The sequence below is a fragment of the Streptomyces globisporus C-1027 genome, assembly GCF_000261345.2.
GTDB lineage: Bacteria > Actinomycetota > Actinomycetes > Streptomycetales > Streptomycetaceae > Streptomyces > Streptomyces pakalii.
Map to the genome: position 1 here is coordinate 4,494,614 of NZ_CP013738.1, position 15,640 is coordinate 4,510,253.

A 15,640-nucleotide genomic window follows, 5' to 3' on the forward strand; every position below is an offset into this window, starting at 1 on the left:
CAGGAGTTTTACGTTCCTTGGCACTTGAGAGCGCTCTCGAACGCGCTCTTCGCCCCCCATGATCGAGGTGCTGCTCGTGCTGACCTCCCTCTCCGGACTCGTTTCCCGAGTCACCCCCAGACCCGCGGCCGCGACGCTCCTCGCGATCGCCGTGGCCGCTGTGGGCCTGGGCCCCGCCGCTTCCCCCGCTGCCGCCGCCACCATCCCCGCCGGCGCCGGCAGCTACACCGACGCGCGCCCGGCCGGCACCCAGGGGCCGACCACCAACACCGGGGCGCCCGTCACCCCGAAGCTCACCACCGCCGCCCGGTCCAAGCCGGTCCCGACCAACGACTGGTGGTCCTCGCTGGCCTTCCAGCGCTACGGCGACAACCCGTACAGCACCCCCATGTACGGTCACCCGCTCACGTACCAGGCCAAGGCGTCCGGCCTGGAGGTCGGCTATCCGACCACGCCCGCCATCGTCGGCGACGGCCGCCAGTACGAGTACGCCCACAAGGCCGACCTCACCGTCGGGCTCTCCGGGCTGAACTCGCCCGACACCAAGGCCGACGCCTGGTCCGACTGGACGGTCACGCCCTACTGGGCCGACGGGTCCCGTACCTTCCGGGCCACCATCGGCCACGGCATGCCCTTCGTGTACGCCAAGGGCTCCGGCGGCGACGCCCGCATCACGACGGCCTCCGCGCCCACCGTCTTCTCCGACCAGGGCAACGTCCTCGGCATCACCGTCGCCGGGCACCACTACGCGCTCTTCGCGCCGACCGGCAGCGACTGGAACATCTCCGGTTCCACGATCACCGCGGGCCTCGGCTCCAAGGACTACTTCTCGCTCGCCGTGCTGCCGTCCACGGACGCGCTCGCCACCTACCGGAAGTACGCCTTCAGCTTCGTCACCGGCTCCCAGGTGGCCTGGCAGACCACCGGCGGCAACGTCCGGGCGACCTACAGCCTGACCACCGAGGCCAAGGAGGGCACCGAGCGCGGCACGCTCCAGGCCCTCTACCGCCACCAGTGGCTGCACACCTCCGACGCGCTGACCCCGTACACGTACGTATCGCCGCGCGGAACGATGAAGGTGCGCGAGTCCGCCACCTTCACCACCAGCCAGAAGAACAACGGCGTCGTGCCCGCGCTGCCCGCCTCCAGCGGCGTCGACAAGGCACGGCTGACCGGCTACCTCAACGAGGTCGCGAACGCCTCCGACCCGTTCTCCGGGGCCACCGACACCTACTGGACCGGCAAGGCACTCGGCCGCCTCGCCCAGCTGGTGCCCGTCGCCGACCAGATCGGCCAGACCGCCACCCGCGACAAGCTCCTCGGCCTGATGAAGGGCCGGCTCCAGGAGTGGTTCACGGCGGGCGGGGCCAGTGAGTTCAGCTACGACAAGGACTGGAAGACCCTCACCGGCTACCCGGCCTCGTACGGCAGCGACACCGAGCTCAACGACCACCACTTCCACTACAGCTACTACGTCTACGCGGCGGCGATCATCGCCCAGTACGACCAGGCCTGGGTCGCCGACTCGGCCTGGGGCACGATGATCAAGCACCTGATCCGGGACACCGCCAACGCCAGCCGCACCGACTCCGCCTACCCCTTCCTGCGCGGCTTCGACGTGTACGCGGGCCACAGCTGGGCCTCCGGCCACCAGGGCTTCGCGGCGGGCAACAACCAGGAGTCCTCCTCGGAGTCGATCAACCTGAGCGCCGCCCTGGTGCTCTTCGGCTCGGCCACCGGCGACAACGCGCTGCGCGACCTCGGCAGCTACCTGCTGACCACCGAGTCCGAGGCCATCACCCAGTACTGGTTCGACGCCTCGCAGCAGGTCTTCCCCGCCTCCTTCGGCCACGACACGGTCGGCATGGTCTGGGGCAGCGGCGGCGCGTACTCCACCTGGTGGACCGCCAACCCGGAGGAGATCCACGGCATCAACGTCCTCCCGGTGACCGGCGGTTCGCTCCACCTCGCCCGCGAGAAGGCCGCCATCAAGCGGAACATCGCCGAGATGGAGCGCGAGAACGGCGGGCCCGCCCAGGAGTGGCGCGACCTGCTCTGGGAGTTCGAGTCGCTCTCCGACCCGGCGTCCGCCAAGGCCAAGTGGGACGGGGTGAACGGCAACTACACCCCCGAGCAGGGTGAGTCCAAGGCGCACACCTACCACTGGATCAACACCCTCGCGTCGGTGGGCGCCCCCGACATGACGGTCAGCGGCGACATCCCGACCTCCGCCGTCTTCTCCAAGAACGGGACGCGCACCTACACCGCCCACAACCACGGCTCCACCGCCCGTACGGTGACCTTCTCCGACGGCAAGACCCTGTCCGTGCCCGCCCGTTCGACGGCCACGAGCACGGGCCCCGGCGGCAGCGACCCGGATCCCGACCCGGACCCGGGCAACCCGTCCACCGGGAACACCTTCCGCCTCAAGACCGGCGGCGTCCTCACCACCGCCACCACCGACCCGGCGGGTGCGGACACCATCGCCTCGGCCGACGGCGTCAACCGGGACGGCACCCCGTACCGCCCGACCGTCTACGAGGTGAAGAAGGTCAACGGCAAGGTCGCCGCCGGGGCCGCCACCGGCTTCCGCCTCCGGGTGGACGCGGGCACGAAGGTCGGGCTCGCCCCGCAGGTCCGGGTCAGCTACGACCTGACCGGCGACGGCACGTTCGACCGCACCGAGACCTTCCGCTACTTCGCGACCGACCCGGTCAACGGGTGGGAGGAATACACGCAGGCGGTCGGCGCGCAGGCGACCACCGGCAGCCTCGGCGAGCTGAAGAACGGCACGGTCCGGCTGGAGATCTGGAACGCGCTCGGCAACGGCACGTCCCAGGTGCAGACCGGCACGGACGCGGCGGTGCTGCGGATTCCGTACCAGTGACCGCTGCCGGTCGACGACCGGCAAGGGTGACGTAGAGCGCGGCGGGTCTCCGGTTCCTCAGGCGGAGGCCCGCCGTACGTTCGCGCGGGGCCGGGGCGGCTTCGGGCGGAGGCCTGCCGTACGCGTGCGCGGGGCCGGGGCGGCTTCAGGCGGAGGCCCACCGTACGCTCGTACGGGGCCGGACCTGCTTCAGGCGGAGGCCCGCCGTACCAGCGTGACCGGGGTGATCACCGACTCCGGGACGTCGCCGCTGCCCGTACGCTCCCGGTCCAGGGTGCGCAGCAGCAGCCGGGCCATCAGCCGCCCCTGCCCCTCGATCTCCTGGCCGACGGTCGTCAGCGGCGGATCGGTCTCCGAGGCCACCGAGTCCATGTCGTCGAACCCCACCAGCGCCACCTGCTCCGGCACCGGGATGCCCCGCTCGCGCAGGACCCGCAGCGCGCCCGAGGCCATCAGGTCGTTGGCGACGAACACCGCGTCCAGGTCGGGCCGCCTCTCCAGCAGCTCCGCCATCGCCCGGGCCCCGCTCTCCACGGTGAACGCCCCGTCGGCGACGAGCGTCGGGTCCACGTCCAGCAGCACGTCCCGGTAGCCGTCCAGCCGGTCCATCGCGGAGGTCTGGTCGGCGGGCCCGGCGATGTGCGCGATGCGCTCCCGCCCCAGGTCCCGCAGATACTGCACGGCCAGCCTGGCCCCGCCCCGGTTGTCCGCGTCGACGTACGGGACGGCCTGGTCACCGGGGTCGGCGGTCCAGCTGGGCCGCCCGCCGTACACCGCGGGAATGCCCGCCCGCCGCGTGATCGCGGGCACCGGGTCGTCGGTGTGCAGCGAGAAGGCGAGCGCCCCGTCGACATGCCCGCCGGCCAGATACCGGGCGATCCGGTCGAAGTCCCCGGGCCCCTCCACCAGCAGCAGGACGAGCTGGGTGTCGTGGGCGGTGAGCTCCTTGCTTATGCCCCGGATCTGCTGGGAGAAGAAGGGGTCGGAGAAGAACCGGGTCTCCGGCTCAGCGATGACCACGGCCACCGCTCCGGTGCGCCGCGTGACGAGGGTCCGCGCCGCGTGGTTCGGGATGTAGCCCAGCTCCTCGACGGCCTTGAGCACCTTGTCCACGAGCGGCTTGCGGACGCCGTCGCCCCCGTTGACGACCCGTGAGGCGGTGGCCCGCGACACCCCCGCGCGTGCCGCGACGGCTTCCAGGGTGGGCCGGGACCCGGGGGACTGCTCGGGCAAGGCGGTCGCTCCTTGTCGACGGGGCGGCGATACGCGGGCCGGTGCGTGCGTGCGCGTCTGCGCGTACGGGTGCGTGGTGCGTGCTCGGTGTCGTCGCCGGATCGTCTACAGCCTAGCGCCGGGCGCCGACATCGCTGAGAGCGCTCCCAGAAGCGGTGGTCGTTAGGCTGCTGCGATGACCGGTGACGAGGCGGTACGTGAGGGAGTGCGGGCGGGGGCACGGGCGGCACGCCGTCTGGCGCAGCTGGGCGTGTGCACGCTGGAACCCGGTCTGAGCGATGCGGAGTTCGACCGGATCGAGGCGGAGTACGGCATCGTGTTCGCCGCTGACCACCGGGGTTTCCTGGCGGCCGGGCTGCCGGTGGACCGGGCGGCGCCCCGGGAGCAGGGCGAGTCCCCGCGTAACCCGTGGCCGAACTGGCGGGACGGCGACCCGGAGCGGATCCGGGAGCGGCTGGGGCGGCCGGTGGACGAGCTGCTGTTCTCGGTGGAGCACGGCTGGTGGCTGCCCGGCGGCCGATGGGGGCCGCGCCCGGCGGACCCGGCGGAGGCCGTGGCGGCGGCACGGGCCGCGCTCTCCTCCGTACCGGCACTGATCCCGCTCTACTCGCACCGGTATCTGGCGGCGGGGACGGGCCTGGCTGCGGGGGCGGGCTCCGGTACGGAGGCGGGGGCGGCTCATGGGCGGCCGGTGCTCTCCGTCGTCGGTGCGGACACCATCCACTACGGGCGGGACCTGGCGGAGTGGGTGGAGCGGGAGTTCGGGGACCCGGACCTGGGGGAGAGGCGGCCGGAGCCCGCCGCCGGAGCCCGGGTGCCGTTCTGGTCGGAGCTGGCGGGCTGAGGGCCGCAAGATCCCGTTATCAAAGTCGCGTAGTTAAAGGACACCACACGTGAGACGGCGGGGCCGGCCCCTCCTCGGGGTCGGGCCCGCCGCCGTTCAGGGCCGTACGCGCGTCTCCGTCAGAGGATGCGATACGCGGTGTAGTACGCGGACAGCTGCTCGTGGTAGGCCGAGTCCTCGGTGTGCTGGTGGCGGTCGAACTCCGGGGAGTCCTTGACCTGTTCCTTGGTGAGGTCGACGTAGACCTTCCGGTCCTCCGTGTCGATGCGCTTCACCGTGCCCGCCGGCAGCAGGACGTCCTTGCCGAAGATCCAGACTCCGATGTCGACGAGCAGATAGGCCGAGCCCACCTCGTCGGAGTACTTGTCGACCTTTCCGATACTGCCGTCGGTCGCCTCGACCGCATAGCCGGTCAGGTCGGCGCCCGCGGTGTGACCGCTCGACGGCTGGTAGCCCCACAGGGAGTCGCTCATTGTGGCTCCTTTCGCGAAGGTCGCCTCGCCTATTCTTGCGGTGCTTCCTCGGTGTTTCCGCTGGCTTTCGAGTGCCCGGGGAGAGGGGGCCTACACCTGGTGCGACCACCAGGGGGTAGGAAGGAGGGGGCGCAGCCGAGGGACGGAGCAGAGACGGTGCCGGACGACGTACAAGGGTGGCTCACCCCCAGGGCGGTCGCGGCCGAGGCCGGGGTCAGCCAGGAATTCGACCTGTCGCAGTGTGTGCGCGAGCCGATCCATCTGCTCGGCGGTGTCCAGTCGTACGGGGCCCTGATCGCGGCACGGTGGGACGACGCCGTCGTGGACACCGTCAGCCGGAACGCGGCCGAGGTGCTGGGCCGGGCGGCCGGGGAGTTGCTGGGCCGGCCGGTCACGGAGCTGATCGGTGACGAGCAGTGGGCGCTGGCCCGGGAGAGCGCGGAGGCCGTGACGGACTCCGGCGCGGCCGCACCGCAGGAGGGGCCGGCGTCCTCCGGAGTCCTGCCGCTGACCCTGGACGGCGAGGACGGCGAGGGTGAGCGCGGGCCCCGGCTGTTCGACGTGACCGTGCACCGGAACGGGGATCTGCTGGTCCTGGAGTTCGAGCCCCGGGCCGAGGGCGGACCGTTCGTGTTCCAGAACTTCTACCCCCGGGTGCGGCGCGCCCTGCAGAAGCTCCAGGGCGCGACCGATGTCACCGAGTGCTGTGCGGCCGCCGTCCGGGAGATCCGGACGCTCACCGGCTACGACCGGGTGGTGGCGTACCGCTTCGACGGCCGGGACGGGCCAGGCCAGGTGATCGCGGAGGACCGCAGCGAGGGGCGCGAACCCTGGCTGGACCTGTGGTTCCCGGCCAGCGACATCCCGCCGCAGGCCCGCCGCCTCTACGCCCGTAACTGGATCCGGGTCATCGGCGATGTGGACGACCGCACGGCGGGGCTCGTGCCCGAGCTGCGGGCGGACACGGGTGAGCCGCTGGACCTCTCCGCGTCCGTGCTGCGGACGGTCTCCGGCTACCACCTGGAGTACCTGCGCAATATCGGGGTGGCCTCGTCGATGTCCGTATCGCTGCTGCACGACGGGGAGTTGTGGGGGCTGATCGCCTGCCACGGCGACGAGCCGAGGCGGCTGTCGCCCGAGGTGCGGGCGGCGTGCGAGTTCTTCGGGATCGCGCTGTCCCTGCAACTGGCGGCCGTCGCCGGGCGCGAGGAGGCGGACGAGCTGGCCCGGAACCGGCGGTCGCTCGCCGCCGTGCTGGCCCGGCTGACCTCCGGGGCACCGGACGACTTGGTGAGGCCCGGCTCCGGCCTGGTCGAACTGCTCGACGCGGACGGGGCGGTGCTGCTGCGGGGTACGGAGACGCTGACGGCGGGGGCGCCGCTGCCGGACGCGCTGTCCGGTCTGCTGGCCCGGCTCGCGCAGGACGGCTCCGTCGGCGAGGTCTGGAGCAGCGACCGGCTGCCCGAAGTGCTGGGCCTGGAGCCGGAGGAGGCCGAGGCCGAAGGGATCCCCGCAGGTCTGCTGCTCCTCCCGTTCAACCGGGACGGCGACCTGCTGGCCTGGTGGCGTCGTGAGCAGCCCGCGCCCCGGGAGTGGGCGGCCGATCCGTCCCGGCCGGTGCGTACGGGCCCCGGGGGTGAGCGGCTGACCCCGCGCGGTTCGGCGGCGGTCTACCGGGCGACCGTACGGGGGCGGAGCGCGCCGTGGAGTCCGGCCCAGCGGGTGGTCGCCGGTGAGCTGTGGCGGGAGGTGTCGGGGCTGCTGACCCGCCAGGTCGTGGCGCTGGAGGCGCGGAACACGGAGCTGGCCCGGACGAACGAGGACCTGGACTCGTTCGCGCACGCGGCGGCGCACGACCTCAAGGAGCCGTTGCGGGGGATCTCGAACGCCGCCGCGTTCATCGTCGAGGACGCCGGGACCGTCCTGGACACGACGTCCCTGCGCCGGCTGACCACCGTACGGCGGCTCGCGGAGCGCATGGACGGGCTGCTGGACTCGCTGCTGCACTTCTCGCGCCTGGGGCAGGTGGGCCTGGAGCGGGAGGCGTTGTCGGTGGACGAGGTGCTGGACGACGCGCTGGTGGTGGCCGGGGGCCGGCTGGCCGAGCAGGGGGTGACGCTGGTGCGCCCGGCGGCCCTGCCCCGGCTGCGGGCGGACCGGGAGCGGCTGCGGGAGGTGCTGGAGAACCTGCTCGTGAACGCGGCCAAGTACGCGGCGGACGAGGGTGCGGGGGAGCGGCGGGTGTGGGTGGAAGCGGTACGGGTCGCCGCGCCGGGCGAGGCTCGCGCCGAGGGCGGGGCGGACGGGGGCACGGTGACGGCTCTCGTCGTCCGGGACAACGGCATCGGGATCCCGGCCGGGCAGCAGGCGGACGTCCTTCAGCTGTTCCGCCGGCTGCACCGCCGCGACGAGCGGGGCGGCGGTTCGGGCGTCGGCCTCGCCGTGGTCAAGCGGATCGTGGAACGGCACGGGGGGCGGCTGTGGCTGGAGAGCCCGGCCGCCGCACCGGACGCCGACTGCGGCGGCGGTCCCGGCACGGCCGTCTGGTTCACGCTGGAGGAGCCGCCGGAGGCGCTGCCGTGACCGCGCCGTCGGCCGCGCGCGGCAGCCAGAAGTCGACCGCGCCCTGCAGCACGGTCTGGAACAGCTCGAAGTTGACGGGCTTGTAGATGTAGCTGTCCGCGCCCGCCGCGTAACAGGCGTCCTCCTCCGCGGAGGCCGTGGAGGAGGTGAAGACCACCACGGTCAGCGACGCGCACGTGGTGTGGGCGCGCAGGCTCGACAGCAGCGTCAGGCCGTCCATGCCCGGCATGTTGAGGTCGAGGAGCAGCAGGTCCGGGGTGCGCGCGGCCGGGTCCAGGAGCCGGGGGAGGACGTCCTCGCTGCGCGGGGCGAACTCCAGGTCCAGGAAGGGGTGCGAGCGGGACAGGGCGCGCTGGATGGCCTCGGTGTCCTCCTCCGAGTCCTCGACCACGAGGATCAGTCCGCCACCGGTCATCGCAACGCCGCCTGTCCGAGCAGGGTTTCCAGGGGGAGCAGGCCGTCGGAGGGCGTGATGCCGTTCCAGCGGGCCACGAGCAGGGCGATGTCGTCCTGCCCGGAGGCGCGGAAGGTCCTGGCCTGCCGGGCCAGGCTCTCCGCGACGTGGGCGGCGCCGCTGCCGCGCAGGGCGGAGAGACGCCCGGGCAGGACGCTCTCGAAGTACGTGCCGTCCGCCTCCCGGGACTCGGTGAGCCCGTCGGTGAACAGGACGAGGGTGTCGCCCGGGGCGAGGGAGTCCTCGTGGCTCTCGTACGAGACGTCGTCCAGGATGCCGAGGAGCAGCCCGCCGGAGACGACCTCGCCGATGGAGCCGTCCGCGCGGAGCACCAGGGGCCGCGGGTGGCCCGCGCTGCACGTGGTGAGCAGGACCGTGCCGTCGGCCCGGGGGGCCATCGTCACGACGACCGCGGTGAGGAAGCGGGTCGCCCCCTCCTGGCGCAGGGCCCGGTTGAGGCGGCTCAGCGCGGTGCCCGGGTCGGTGCCCTCCTCCAGGAGGGTGCGCAGGGTGTGCCGGGCCAGGCCGGTGAGGGCGGCGGCCTCCGCGCCGCGTCCGCAGACGTCGCCGATCAGCAGGGCGATGGAGCCGTCGGGGCGGGGCACGGCGTCGTAGAAGTCGCCGCCGACGTCGAGCATCGGGTCGCCGACCTCGTAACTCGCCGACAGTTCCCAGCCCTTGACGGCCGGGAGCCGCGAGGGGAGCAGGTGTTCCTGGAGGGAGAGGACGGCGTGCCGGCGCAGCTCGTACAGCAGGGCGTTGTCGATGGCGAGGGCGGCGCGGGTGGCGAGGCTGTCGAGGAAGGCGCTGTCGGGCAGCCGGTCCTCGGGGCGCTGGTAGACGAAGGTGATGCTGCCGACGACGCGGCCGCGGGCGTGCAGGGTGCTGACGCTGACCACCGTGGGGTGCCGGCCGCCCCCGGCGGGACCGGGACCGACGAACGGGGACCCGTCGAGGGCGGCGCCGCTCAGGAACAGCGCCTGGTCGCCGTCGTCCCGCTGGGCGAGCAGCGCGGCCAGCCACGGGTCGTCGCGGCCCGCCTCCTCCAGCGCGCGCTGCTGCTGGACGGCGACGTGGGTGGCGGCGACGAACTCGGGCCCGTCCTTGCGCAGCAGATGGACGAGGCAGCCGTCCGCGACGGCCGGGACGGCGATCCGGGCCACCCGTCTGAGGGTGTCCTCGACGTCGAGCGACGAGTCCATCTGGAGCGACGCCTCGGCGAGCAGGGCGTCGTCGGCGCCCCGGCGGGCCTCGCGGCCGCGCTGGAGTATGCCGGTGTGGCAGGCGACGATGACGTCGACGGCCTGCGCCACACGGCGGGCGACGACCTCCGTGTCGGCCGAGGCGTCCACGGCGACGCTGAGCCCCGCCCAGCCGCGCCGGTCGAGCCGGAAGGTGCAGGCCACGACGGACGCCCCCGGCGACTGCCGCAGGAACTCCGCCTCCGGCCACGTCGCGTCGTCGAGCTCGCCGACCGGGGACCGGGTCAGGACCGGTTCACCGTCCGGCTCACGCACGACGGCCCCCGGCATGGACCGGGCCGTCGCGACGATCACCGGGGCGCCGCCGTCCGCCCCGAGGGCCCGCATGTACCGCAGGGTCGCGTCCTCGTCCCACCGGGTACCCACGACGAGGTGGACGCCCGGGGTGGCGAGGAGCGGCGCGTAGACGTCGTCCGCCAGCGCGGCGACCTCCTCCGCCCGCGAAGCGGCCTGCCAGAGCCGGTGCAACGCGCCGGACCACGTGTCGTCGTCGACCATGCTCCCGCCCTCCGGTGCCGTTCGTGAGTTGCCCGATGCCTGTCGTCTGTCCTGGGCCAGTATGACCGGAGGGCCGGAATTCATTCCTGGGGCGGGGGTGGCGGTACCGGGCGGTAGGGGCGTGCTGCCTGTGCCCGACCACTCGATTGCGGGACGCCGTGAGGGAACGGCGGGCGGCCGTGAAACCCCGACCTGGCCTGCTCGGCAAGGGCACCTGCAAGCACACGGACGCGGTGCCGTTCGGCAAGCCGCTGACCGTGCCGTCCCCGTTCGACGTACAGCTGCCGACACAGGAGTTCCCGGGCCCCGCCTGTGGGCGGGCGCCCCGGACCGCGGCGGGCCGGGGCGCGAACCGCGCCAGGGCCTGAGGTCAGACCCCCGCCGGGGCCTTCGCCGGGTCGGGGCCGGGGTCCGGGGTGTCCCGGCCGCCCGCCGCAGGGGGCGTCGTGGAAGGGGCCGCGCCGCCCGTCGCGGCGATCGTGGACGCGGCCGGTTCCTGGGTGACGTTGAACTCGGTCAGCAGGTCCTTGCTGAAGCCGAAGAAGTACGTGGCCAGGAAGCCGGCGACGTAGCCCACCAGCAGGCCGCCCGCGTAGATCGCGATCGTCGAGCCCAGGCCGTGGTTGCCGTCCAGGAGCGGGAACAGGGCCCAGCCGGACGGGCCGATCGCCGTCGAGCCGACCGTGTCGCCGAGCTGGTTGAACAGGCCCACGAAGCCGCCGCCGAACGCCCCGCCCACGCACGCCGTGACGAACGGGCGACCCAGCGGGAGCGAGACGCCGTAGATCAGGGGCTCGCCGACGCCCAGCAGACCCGCCGGGAGCGCCGACTTGATCGTGCGGCGGATCGACTCGTTGCGGGGGAGGCGGAAGTAGACCGCCATCGCCGCGCCGACCTGGCCCGCCCCGGCCATCGCCAGGATCGGCAGCAGGACCGTGTAGCCCTGCTGCTCGATGAGGGTCGTGTGGATTGGGATCAGCGCCTGGTGCAGGCCCAGCATCACGAGGGGGAGGAACAGGCCGCCGAGGACGAAGCCCGCGCCCGCGCCGCCGTTGGAGAGCAGCCAGTCGGCGAACGTACCGATCGCGGAGGAGATCTCCCCGGCCACGAACATCAGGCCGAAGATCGTCACCAGGCCGGAGATCAGCACCGTCAGGGTCGGGGTGACCAGGACGTCCAGCGCCTCAGGCACCCAGCGGCGGCACCACTTCTCCACGTACACGGCGAGGACCGCCGCGCCCAGCGCGCCCAGCACACCGCCCTGGCCGGGCGAGAGCGTCTGGCCGAAGGCGTCGATGTTCGCGACGCCCGGGAAGACGATGATCGCCGCCACCGCACCGCCCAGAATCGGCGTACCGCCGAACTCCTTCGCCGTGTTGTAGCCCACGAACACCGCGATCAGCGCCATGAAGCCCGACGCCATCGCCGCCAGCGCGGGCGTCACGGCGGGCAGCCACTGAAGGTTCACCAGCAGGCCGTTGAGGCCCGCGATGATTCCGCAGCCGATCAGCGCCGGGATCAGCGGCACGAAGATGTTGGCGATCTTCCGCAGGAACAGCTTGAAGGGGGTGGCGTTCTTCGCCTTCTGCTGTGCCTTGATCGCCGCGCCCTGTGCCGCCAGATCGTCGGACGAGACGGCGGCCGGACCAGCGGGTCCGGGGGCCGGCGCTGCCTCGCGGCCCTCCTCGACCAGCTGCTCGAACTCCGGGGTGACCCGGGCGACCGTGCCCGGACCCAGCACGATCTGGTACGTGTCGTCCTCGACGACGCCCATCACGGCGGGCAGGGCCTTCAGCGCCTCGTCGTCGACGAGGGACCGGTCGTGCAGCCCGAGGCGGAGCCGGGTCATGCAGTGGGCGATGGAGGCGACGTTCGCGGCACCGCCGACGAGCGGCAGGATCGCGGCGGCGGTGGCGCGGTTCTTGTCTTCTGTGGCCATGGTGCTCGGTGCCTTGCTGTGCGGGGGGTGGGGTACCCGGGTGGGTCAGGTGGTGCGTACGGCCGCGAGCGCGGCGCGCAGGTGGCCGTCGGACTCGGTGAGGAGCCGGGCGGCGGTGGGGCCGTCGACCTGGCCGAGGATGACCAGGATCGCGTTCTTGACCTCGCCGTCGGTGGCGGCGAGGGCGGCCTCGATCGCGGTGTCGGGCGCGCCGGTGGCCAGGGAGACGATGTGCCGGGAGCGGGCCCGCAGCTTCTCGTTGGAAGCGCGGACGTCGACCATGAGATTCCCGTACGTCTTGCCGAGCCGGATCATCGTGACCGTCGAGATCATGTTGAGGACCAGCTTCTGCGCCGTGCCCGCCTTCAGCCGGGTCGAGCCGGTGAGCAGCTCGGGTCCCGTGACGACCTCCAGGCCGTGTTCGGCCGCCGCGGCGAGTGCCGAGTCCGCGTTGCAGGAGAGGCCGATCGTCAGGGCCCCCTGCGCGCGGGCGTGCTCGACCGCGCCGATCGCGTACGGGGTGCGGCCGGAGGCGGAGATGCCGACCACGGTGTCGTCGGCGGTCAGCTTCAGCGCGTCCAGGTCGGCGGCGGCCAGCTCCTTGCTGTCCTCCGCGCCCTCGACGGCCGTGACCATGGCGGAGGGCCCGCCCGCGATCAGGCCGACGACCTCGGCCGGGTCGGTGTTGAAGGTGGGCGGGCACTCGCTGGCGTCCAGCACCCCGAGCCGGCCCGCCGTGCCCGCGCCCGCGTAGATCAGCCGGCCGCCGCGCGCCATGCGCTCGGCGGTGGCGTCGATGGCGGCGGCGATCTGCGGCAGTCGCGCGGCGACGGCGGCCGGGACCGTGGCGTCCTCGCCGTTCATGATCCGCGCGATCTCCTCGGTGGACAGCCGGTCGATCTCGGCCAGCTCGGGGCGGAACGCCTCGGTGGTGAGGGTGGCCAGCTGGGCACGGAGCTCGCCGTACGTCCCGGGGGCGCCGGTGGCGCCGGCGGTGTCGGTGTTCGCGTCGGTGGTGGAGGTCATGAGGTGCGGCTCAGCTTTCTCGGGGGTGCTCGGTCTCGTACGCGTACGGGTCTGGCGGCGGACGGTCAGCGGGTGCGCGGGGTGTGGCGGTGGGCCAGCGCCTCGTAGGAGGCGGCCAGGGCGGGCGCGGCGGTCTCGTACGTCCGCTGCGCGACGCCTATGAACAGGCAGTCCACGACGAGCAGCTGGCTCGTCCGGCTCGACATGGCGGCGGGGCGCAGCTCGCTCTCGCGCGCGGTGGACGTGGTCAGCACATGGTCCGCGTACTGCGACACGGGACCGTCGGGCCGCCCGGTGATCGCGATCGTCGTCGCCCCGCGGTCGAAGGCGACCCGCAGCGGCTCGATCACGTCGCCGGTGGAGCCGGAGTGCGTGATCGCGATGGCCACGTCGCCGGAGCGCAGCTGCACGGCGTTGGTCACCGCGAGGTGCGGGTCCATGTGGGCGTGGGCGATCAGCCCGATCCGGAGCAGCTTCTGCGCAAGGTCCTGGCCGACCAGGGAGGACGCCCCGACACCGTAGATGTCGATGCGGCGGGCGGTCGAGGCGGCGGCGACGGCCGCCCCCAGCTGTACGGTGTCGAGCCCGGCGGCGGTGTCGGCGAGGGTCTGCTGCTCGTCGTAGGCGAGCTTGGCGACCACGTCGGCGATCGGGTCGTCCACCGCGATGTCGGCGGTGACGGCCGGGGCCCGGCCCGACTCCTGGTGTGCGGCGAGACCGGCCAGCGCGAGGCGCAGGTCCCGGTAGCCGGGGTAGCCGAGGAGGCGGGCGGTGCGGACGACGGTGGCTTCACTGGTGCCGGTGCGCTCGGCGAGACCGGTGACGGTGAGGGCGGCGCAGCCGGCCGGGTCGCCCGCCACGGCTTCGGCGACCAGTTGCATCGAGCGGGTCATGGAGGGGGCGAGGGTCCGGACCTTGGCGGCGAGGGCCGCCGGAGCCGGCGGCGAGTCGCTGCTGAAAATTTCCTTCACTTCACTGGTCACATCTGAAAGATATTTTCAACCTCCGGGTCCGTCAACCCCCTTTGGTCCCTACCTCTGGCGGGATCTTCCGCGGGGGTTGCGGCGCGATCTTCGGATGAGCCTTCTGCGCGCGGGCGCACAATGGGGGCATGGAGTTGAACGCCCTGGAGCAGTCCCTGCACACCGCCCGCGCCCTCGTCATGGCCGACCTGGCGGCGGCCGACGTCGCCGAGGCGGACATCGTCTCGCTGGTCGAGGACGCGGTGACGCACCGCCGGTGGTGGGTGGAGCAGTGGCCCGAGGGCGCGGAGTTCGTCGCGGGGCTGGTCGCCCAGGACGTCCAGGACGCGCTGCTGGAGCGGTACGGGCGGTGGCCGCTGTGCCCCGCGTGCTCGCCGGAGGAGGAGCCGCACGCCCTGGACGTCGAGCCGGAGCTCGGGCCCGACCCGCACTGGGTCTGCACCAAGGCGGCCGTGGCGGTGGCGCCCGTCGGGGCGCTCGGCGAGGTGCTGCGGCGGTGACGCTCTACATCGACCCGCCCACCTGGCCCGGACACGGCCGCCTCTGGTCGCACCTGGTGAGCGATGTCTCGTTCGAGGAGCTGCACGCTTTCGCCGCCGCGATCGGCTGCCCGCCGCGCGCCTTCGAGCGCGACCACTACGACGTACCGGAGGCGCACTACGCGGACGCGGTGCGGGCCGGGGCCCGGGAGGTCGGCTCGAAGGAGCTGGTCCGGCGGCTCACGGCCGCCGGACTGCGGAGGCCGAAGGGGCGGCCCGCGCCCGCGGGGCGCCCCTCCGGTCCCTGACGAGAGGCCCTAGGAGAGCGCGCCGTCGTAGTCCGGGAGCTTGAAGCCGCGTTCGGCGTGGCCGCCGACGAGGTCGGTGGTGTTGTTCCCGATATTGGCGATGATCTTGTAGCCCTTCGCCTCGATCTCCGCCCGCTGCTCGGTCTTGTAGGCGCTGACCTCCTCGAAGAGGTCGGGCAGGCTGCGCACGCGGAGGCCGTCGACCGGGTAGCCGGCCTGCTTCAGGTTCCAGTCCGTGAGGGAGTGGATGATGCCCGGCCGGGCGGTGACGAAGAAGACGGCCGCACCGCGCGCATCCGCGTAGCGGGCCAGTTCGCGGACGTCGCCCACGGCGGGGGTGGGCAGCTTCCAGAACGGGTGGAAGTGCGTCTCCAGCGCGGTGTTGTCGATGTCCAGGACGATCGCCTGCTTCTCGCTCCCGGCGCTCTCCGTCCGGGCCTCGATCCAGGGGCGCGCCTCGGCGACGACCGCCGCGACGTCCCGCCGCCAGGCGGCGTAGTCGACGTCCGCGGCGAGGGCGGCGGCGGGGACCGCGGAGGGGGTCACGGGTGCGGGGCGGGCCGGGGCCGTCATCTCCGTCGCTCCGGCCGAGGTGACGGGGATCGCGACGAGGGCGAGCGTCGCGGTCAGCGTCGCGGCGGTGCGCTGGACGGTGGCGCCTGCATGCATGA

Annotated in this window: 14 protein-coding genes; 6 read left to right on the forward strand and 8 right to left on the reverse strand. The window is 73.1% G+C overall.

Going from position 1 to position 15,640, the window contains the following annotated elements; translation table 11 throughout:
- The first annotated feature begins 58 nt into the window (after positions 1-58).
- A complete protein-coding gene (locus WQO_RS19680) occupies positions 59-2,887 on the forward strand; it encodes a glycosyl hydrolase (RefSeq protein WP_010055977.1) in 2,829 nt (942 codons plus the stop codon).
- A 189-nt stretch (positions 2,888-3,076) separates the two neighbouring features.
- On the opposite strand, the gene WQO_RS19685 is transcribed toward WQO_RS19680, so the two are convergent.
- The gene (locus WQO_RS19685; protein WP_010055975.1) at positions 3,077-4,120 is read right to left on the reverse strand and encodes a LacI family DNA-binding transcriptional regulator; all 1,044 of its coding nucleotides are present in this window, start codon (positions 4,118-4,120) and stop codon (positions 3,077-3,079) included.
- 175 nt (positions 4,121-4,295) lie between these two features.
- Between WQO_RS19685 and WQO_RS19690 the strand changes: the two genes are divergently transcribed.
- Complete coding sequence (locus tag WQO_RS19690; protein WP_010055973.1) at positions 4,296-4,964, forward strand: hypothetical protein; 669 nt, start codon at positions 4,296-4,298, stop codon at positions 4,962-4,964.
- A gap of 119 nt (positions 4,965-5,083) precedes the next feature.
- On the opposite strand, the gene WQO_RS19695 is transcribed toward WQO_RS19690, so the two are convergent.
- Positions 5,084-5,437, reverse strand: coding sequence for a PRC-barrel domain-containing protein (locus WQO_RS19695; protein WP_010055971.1), 354 nt, complete (start codon positions 5,435-5,437; stop codon positions 5,084-5,086).
- 156 nt (positions 5,438-5,593) lie between these two features.
- Here WQO_RS19695 and WQO_RS19700 point away from each other — a divergent pair, with 156 nt between their 5' ends.
- Positions 5,594-8,020: an ATP-binding protein gene (locus WQO_RS19700; protein ID WP_079055582.1), complete on the forward strand. Its 2,427-nt coding sequence runs from the start codon at positions 5,594-5,596 to the stop codon at positions 8,018-8,020.
- Here the strand turns inward: WQO_RS19700 and WQO_RS19705 are convergent.
- Both WQO_RS19705 and WQO_RS19710 read right to left on the reverse strand, forming a co-directional pair.
- The gene (locus WQO_RS19705) at positions 7,986-8,435 is read right to left on the reverse strand and encodes a response regulator (protein ID WP_010055969.1); all 450 of its coding nucleotides are present in this window, start codon (positions 8,433-8,435) and stop codon (positions 7,986-7,988) included. The two genes, WQO_RS19700 and WQO_RS19705, sit on opposite strands and share 35 nt — an antisense overlap.
- Complete coding sequence (locus WQO_RS19710; RefSeq protein WP_010055968.1) at positions 8,432-10,234, reverse strand: PP2C family protein-serine/threonine phosphatase; 1,803 nt, start codon at positions 10,232-10,234, stop codon at positions 8,432-8,434. Before WQO_RS19710 ends, WQO_RS19705 begins: the two co-directional genes overlap by 4 nt.
- 179 nt (positions 10,235-10,413) lie before the next feature.
- On the opposite strand from WQO_RS19710, the gene WQO_RS19715 reads away from it, so the two are divergent.
- Entirely contained in the window at positions 10,414-10,602 is a 189-nt protein-coding gene (locus tag WQO_RS19715; RefSeq protein ID WP_010055967.1) for a hypothetical protein, read from the forward strand.
- 2 nt (positions 10,603-10,604) lie between these two features.
- On the opposite strand, the gene WQO_RS19720 is transcribed toward WQO_RS19715, so the two are convergent.
- The 3 genes from WQO_RS19720 to WQO_RS19730 all read right to left on the reverse strand — a co-directional run bounded on the left by WQO_RS19720 (position 10,605) and on the right by WQO_RS19730 (position 14,182).
- Positions 10,605-12,173 (reverse strand): PTS transporter subunit EIIC, encoded by a 1,569-nt coding sequence (locus tag WQO_RS19720; protein WP_010055966.1) that lies wholly within the window; start codon positions 12,171-12,173, stop codon positions 10,605-10,607.
- A 45-nt stretch (positions 12,174-12,218) separates the two neighbouring features.
- Entirely contained in the window at positions 12,219-13,199 is a 981-nt protein-coding gene (murQ, locus tag WQO_RS19725) for an N-acetylmuramic acid 6-phosphate etherase (RefSeq protein WP_010055965.1), read from the reverse strand.
- A gap of 65 nt (positions 13,200-13,264) precedes the next feature.
- Complete coding sequence (locus tag WQO_RS19730; RefSeq protein WP_029181834.1) at positions 13,265-14,182, reverse strand: MurR/RpiR family transcriptional regulator; 918 nt, start codon at positions 14,180-14,182, stop codon at positions 13,265-13,267.
- Positions 14,183-14,310: 128 nt separating this feature from the next.
- Here WQO_RS19730 and WQO_RS19735 point away from each other — a divergent pair, with 128 nt between their 5' ends.
- Entirely contained in the window at positions 14,311-14,682 is a 372-nt protein-coding gene (locus WQO_RS19735) for a hypothetical protein (protein WP_010055961.1), read from the forward strand.
- Positions 14,679-14,969, forward strand: a complete 291-nt coding sequence (locus WQO_RS19740) for a DUF4031 domain-containing protein (RefSeq protein ID WP_010055960.1) — start codon at positions 14,679-14,681, stop codon at positions 14,967-14,969. The genes WQO_RS19735 and WQO_RS19740 overlap by 4 nt, the downstream gene beginning before the upstream one ends.
- Positions 14,970-14,978: 9 nt before the next feature.
- Here the strand turns inward: WQO_RS19740 and WQO_RS19745 are convergent, their stop codons facing one another.
- Positions 14,979-15,638 carry an HAD family acid phosphatase gene (locus WQO_RS19745; protein WP_010055959.1) on the reverse strand — a complete coding sequence of 220 codons (660 nt, stop codon included), beginning with the start codon at positions 15,636-15,638 and terminating at the stop codon, positions 14,979-14,981.
- Positions 15,639-15,640 lie beyond the last annotated feature (2 nt).

Excerpts from the sequence above, each read along its gene's own strand:
- WQO_RS19680 (WP_010055977.1), top strand. The coding sequence starts at position 59 with ATGATCGAGGTGCTGCTCGTGCTGACCTCCCTCTCCGGACTCGTTTCC.
- WQO_RS19690 (WP_010055973.1), top strand. The coding sequence starts at position 4,296 with ATGACCGGTGACGAGGCGGTACGTGAGGGAGTGCGGGCGGGGGCACGG.
- WQO_RS19695 (WP_010055971.1), bottom strand. The coding sequence starts at position 5,437 with ATGAGCGACTCCCTGTGGGGCTACCAGCCGTCGAGCGGTCACACCGCG.
- WQO_RS19705 (WP_010055969.1), bottom strand. The coding sequence starts at position 8,435 with ATGACCGGTGGCGGACTGATCCTCGTGGTCGAGGACTCGGAGGAGGAC.
- WQO_RS19710 (WP_010055968.1), bottom strand. The coding sequence starts at position 10,234 with ATGGTCGACGACGACACGTGGTCCGGCGCGTTGCACCGGCTCTGGCAG.
- WQO_RS19720 (WP_010055966.1), bottom strand. The coding sequence starts at position 12,173 with ATGGCCACAGAAGACAAGAACCGCGCCACCGCCGCCGCGATCCTGCCG.
- murQ (WP_010055965.1), bottom strand. The coding sequence starts at position 13,199 with ATGACCTCCACCACCGACGCGAACACCGACACCGCCGGCGCCACCGGC.
- WQO_RS19735 (WP_010055961.1), top strand. The coding sequence starts at position 14,311 with ATGGAGTTGAACGCCCTGGAGCAGTCCCTGCACACCGCCCGCGCCCTC.
- WQO_RS19745 (WP_010055959.1), bottom strand. The coding sequence starts at position 15,638 with ATGCATGCAGGCGCCACCGTCCAGCGCACCGCCGCGACGCTGACCGCG.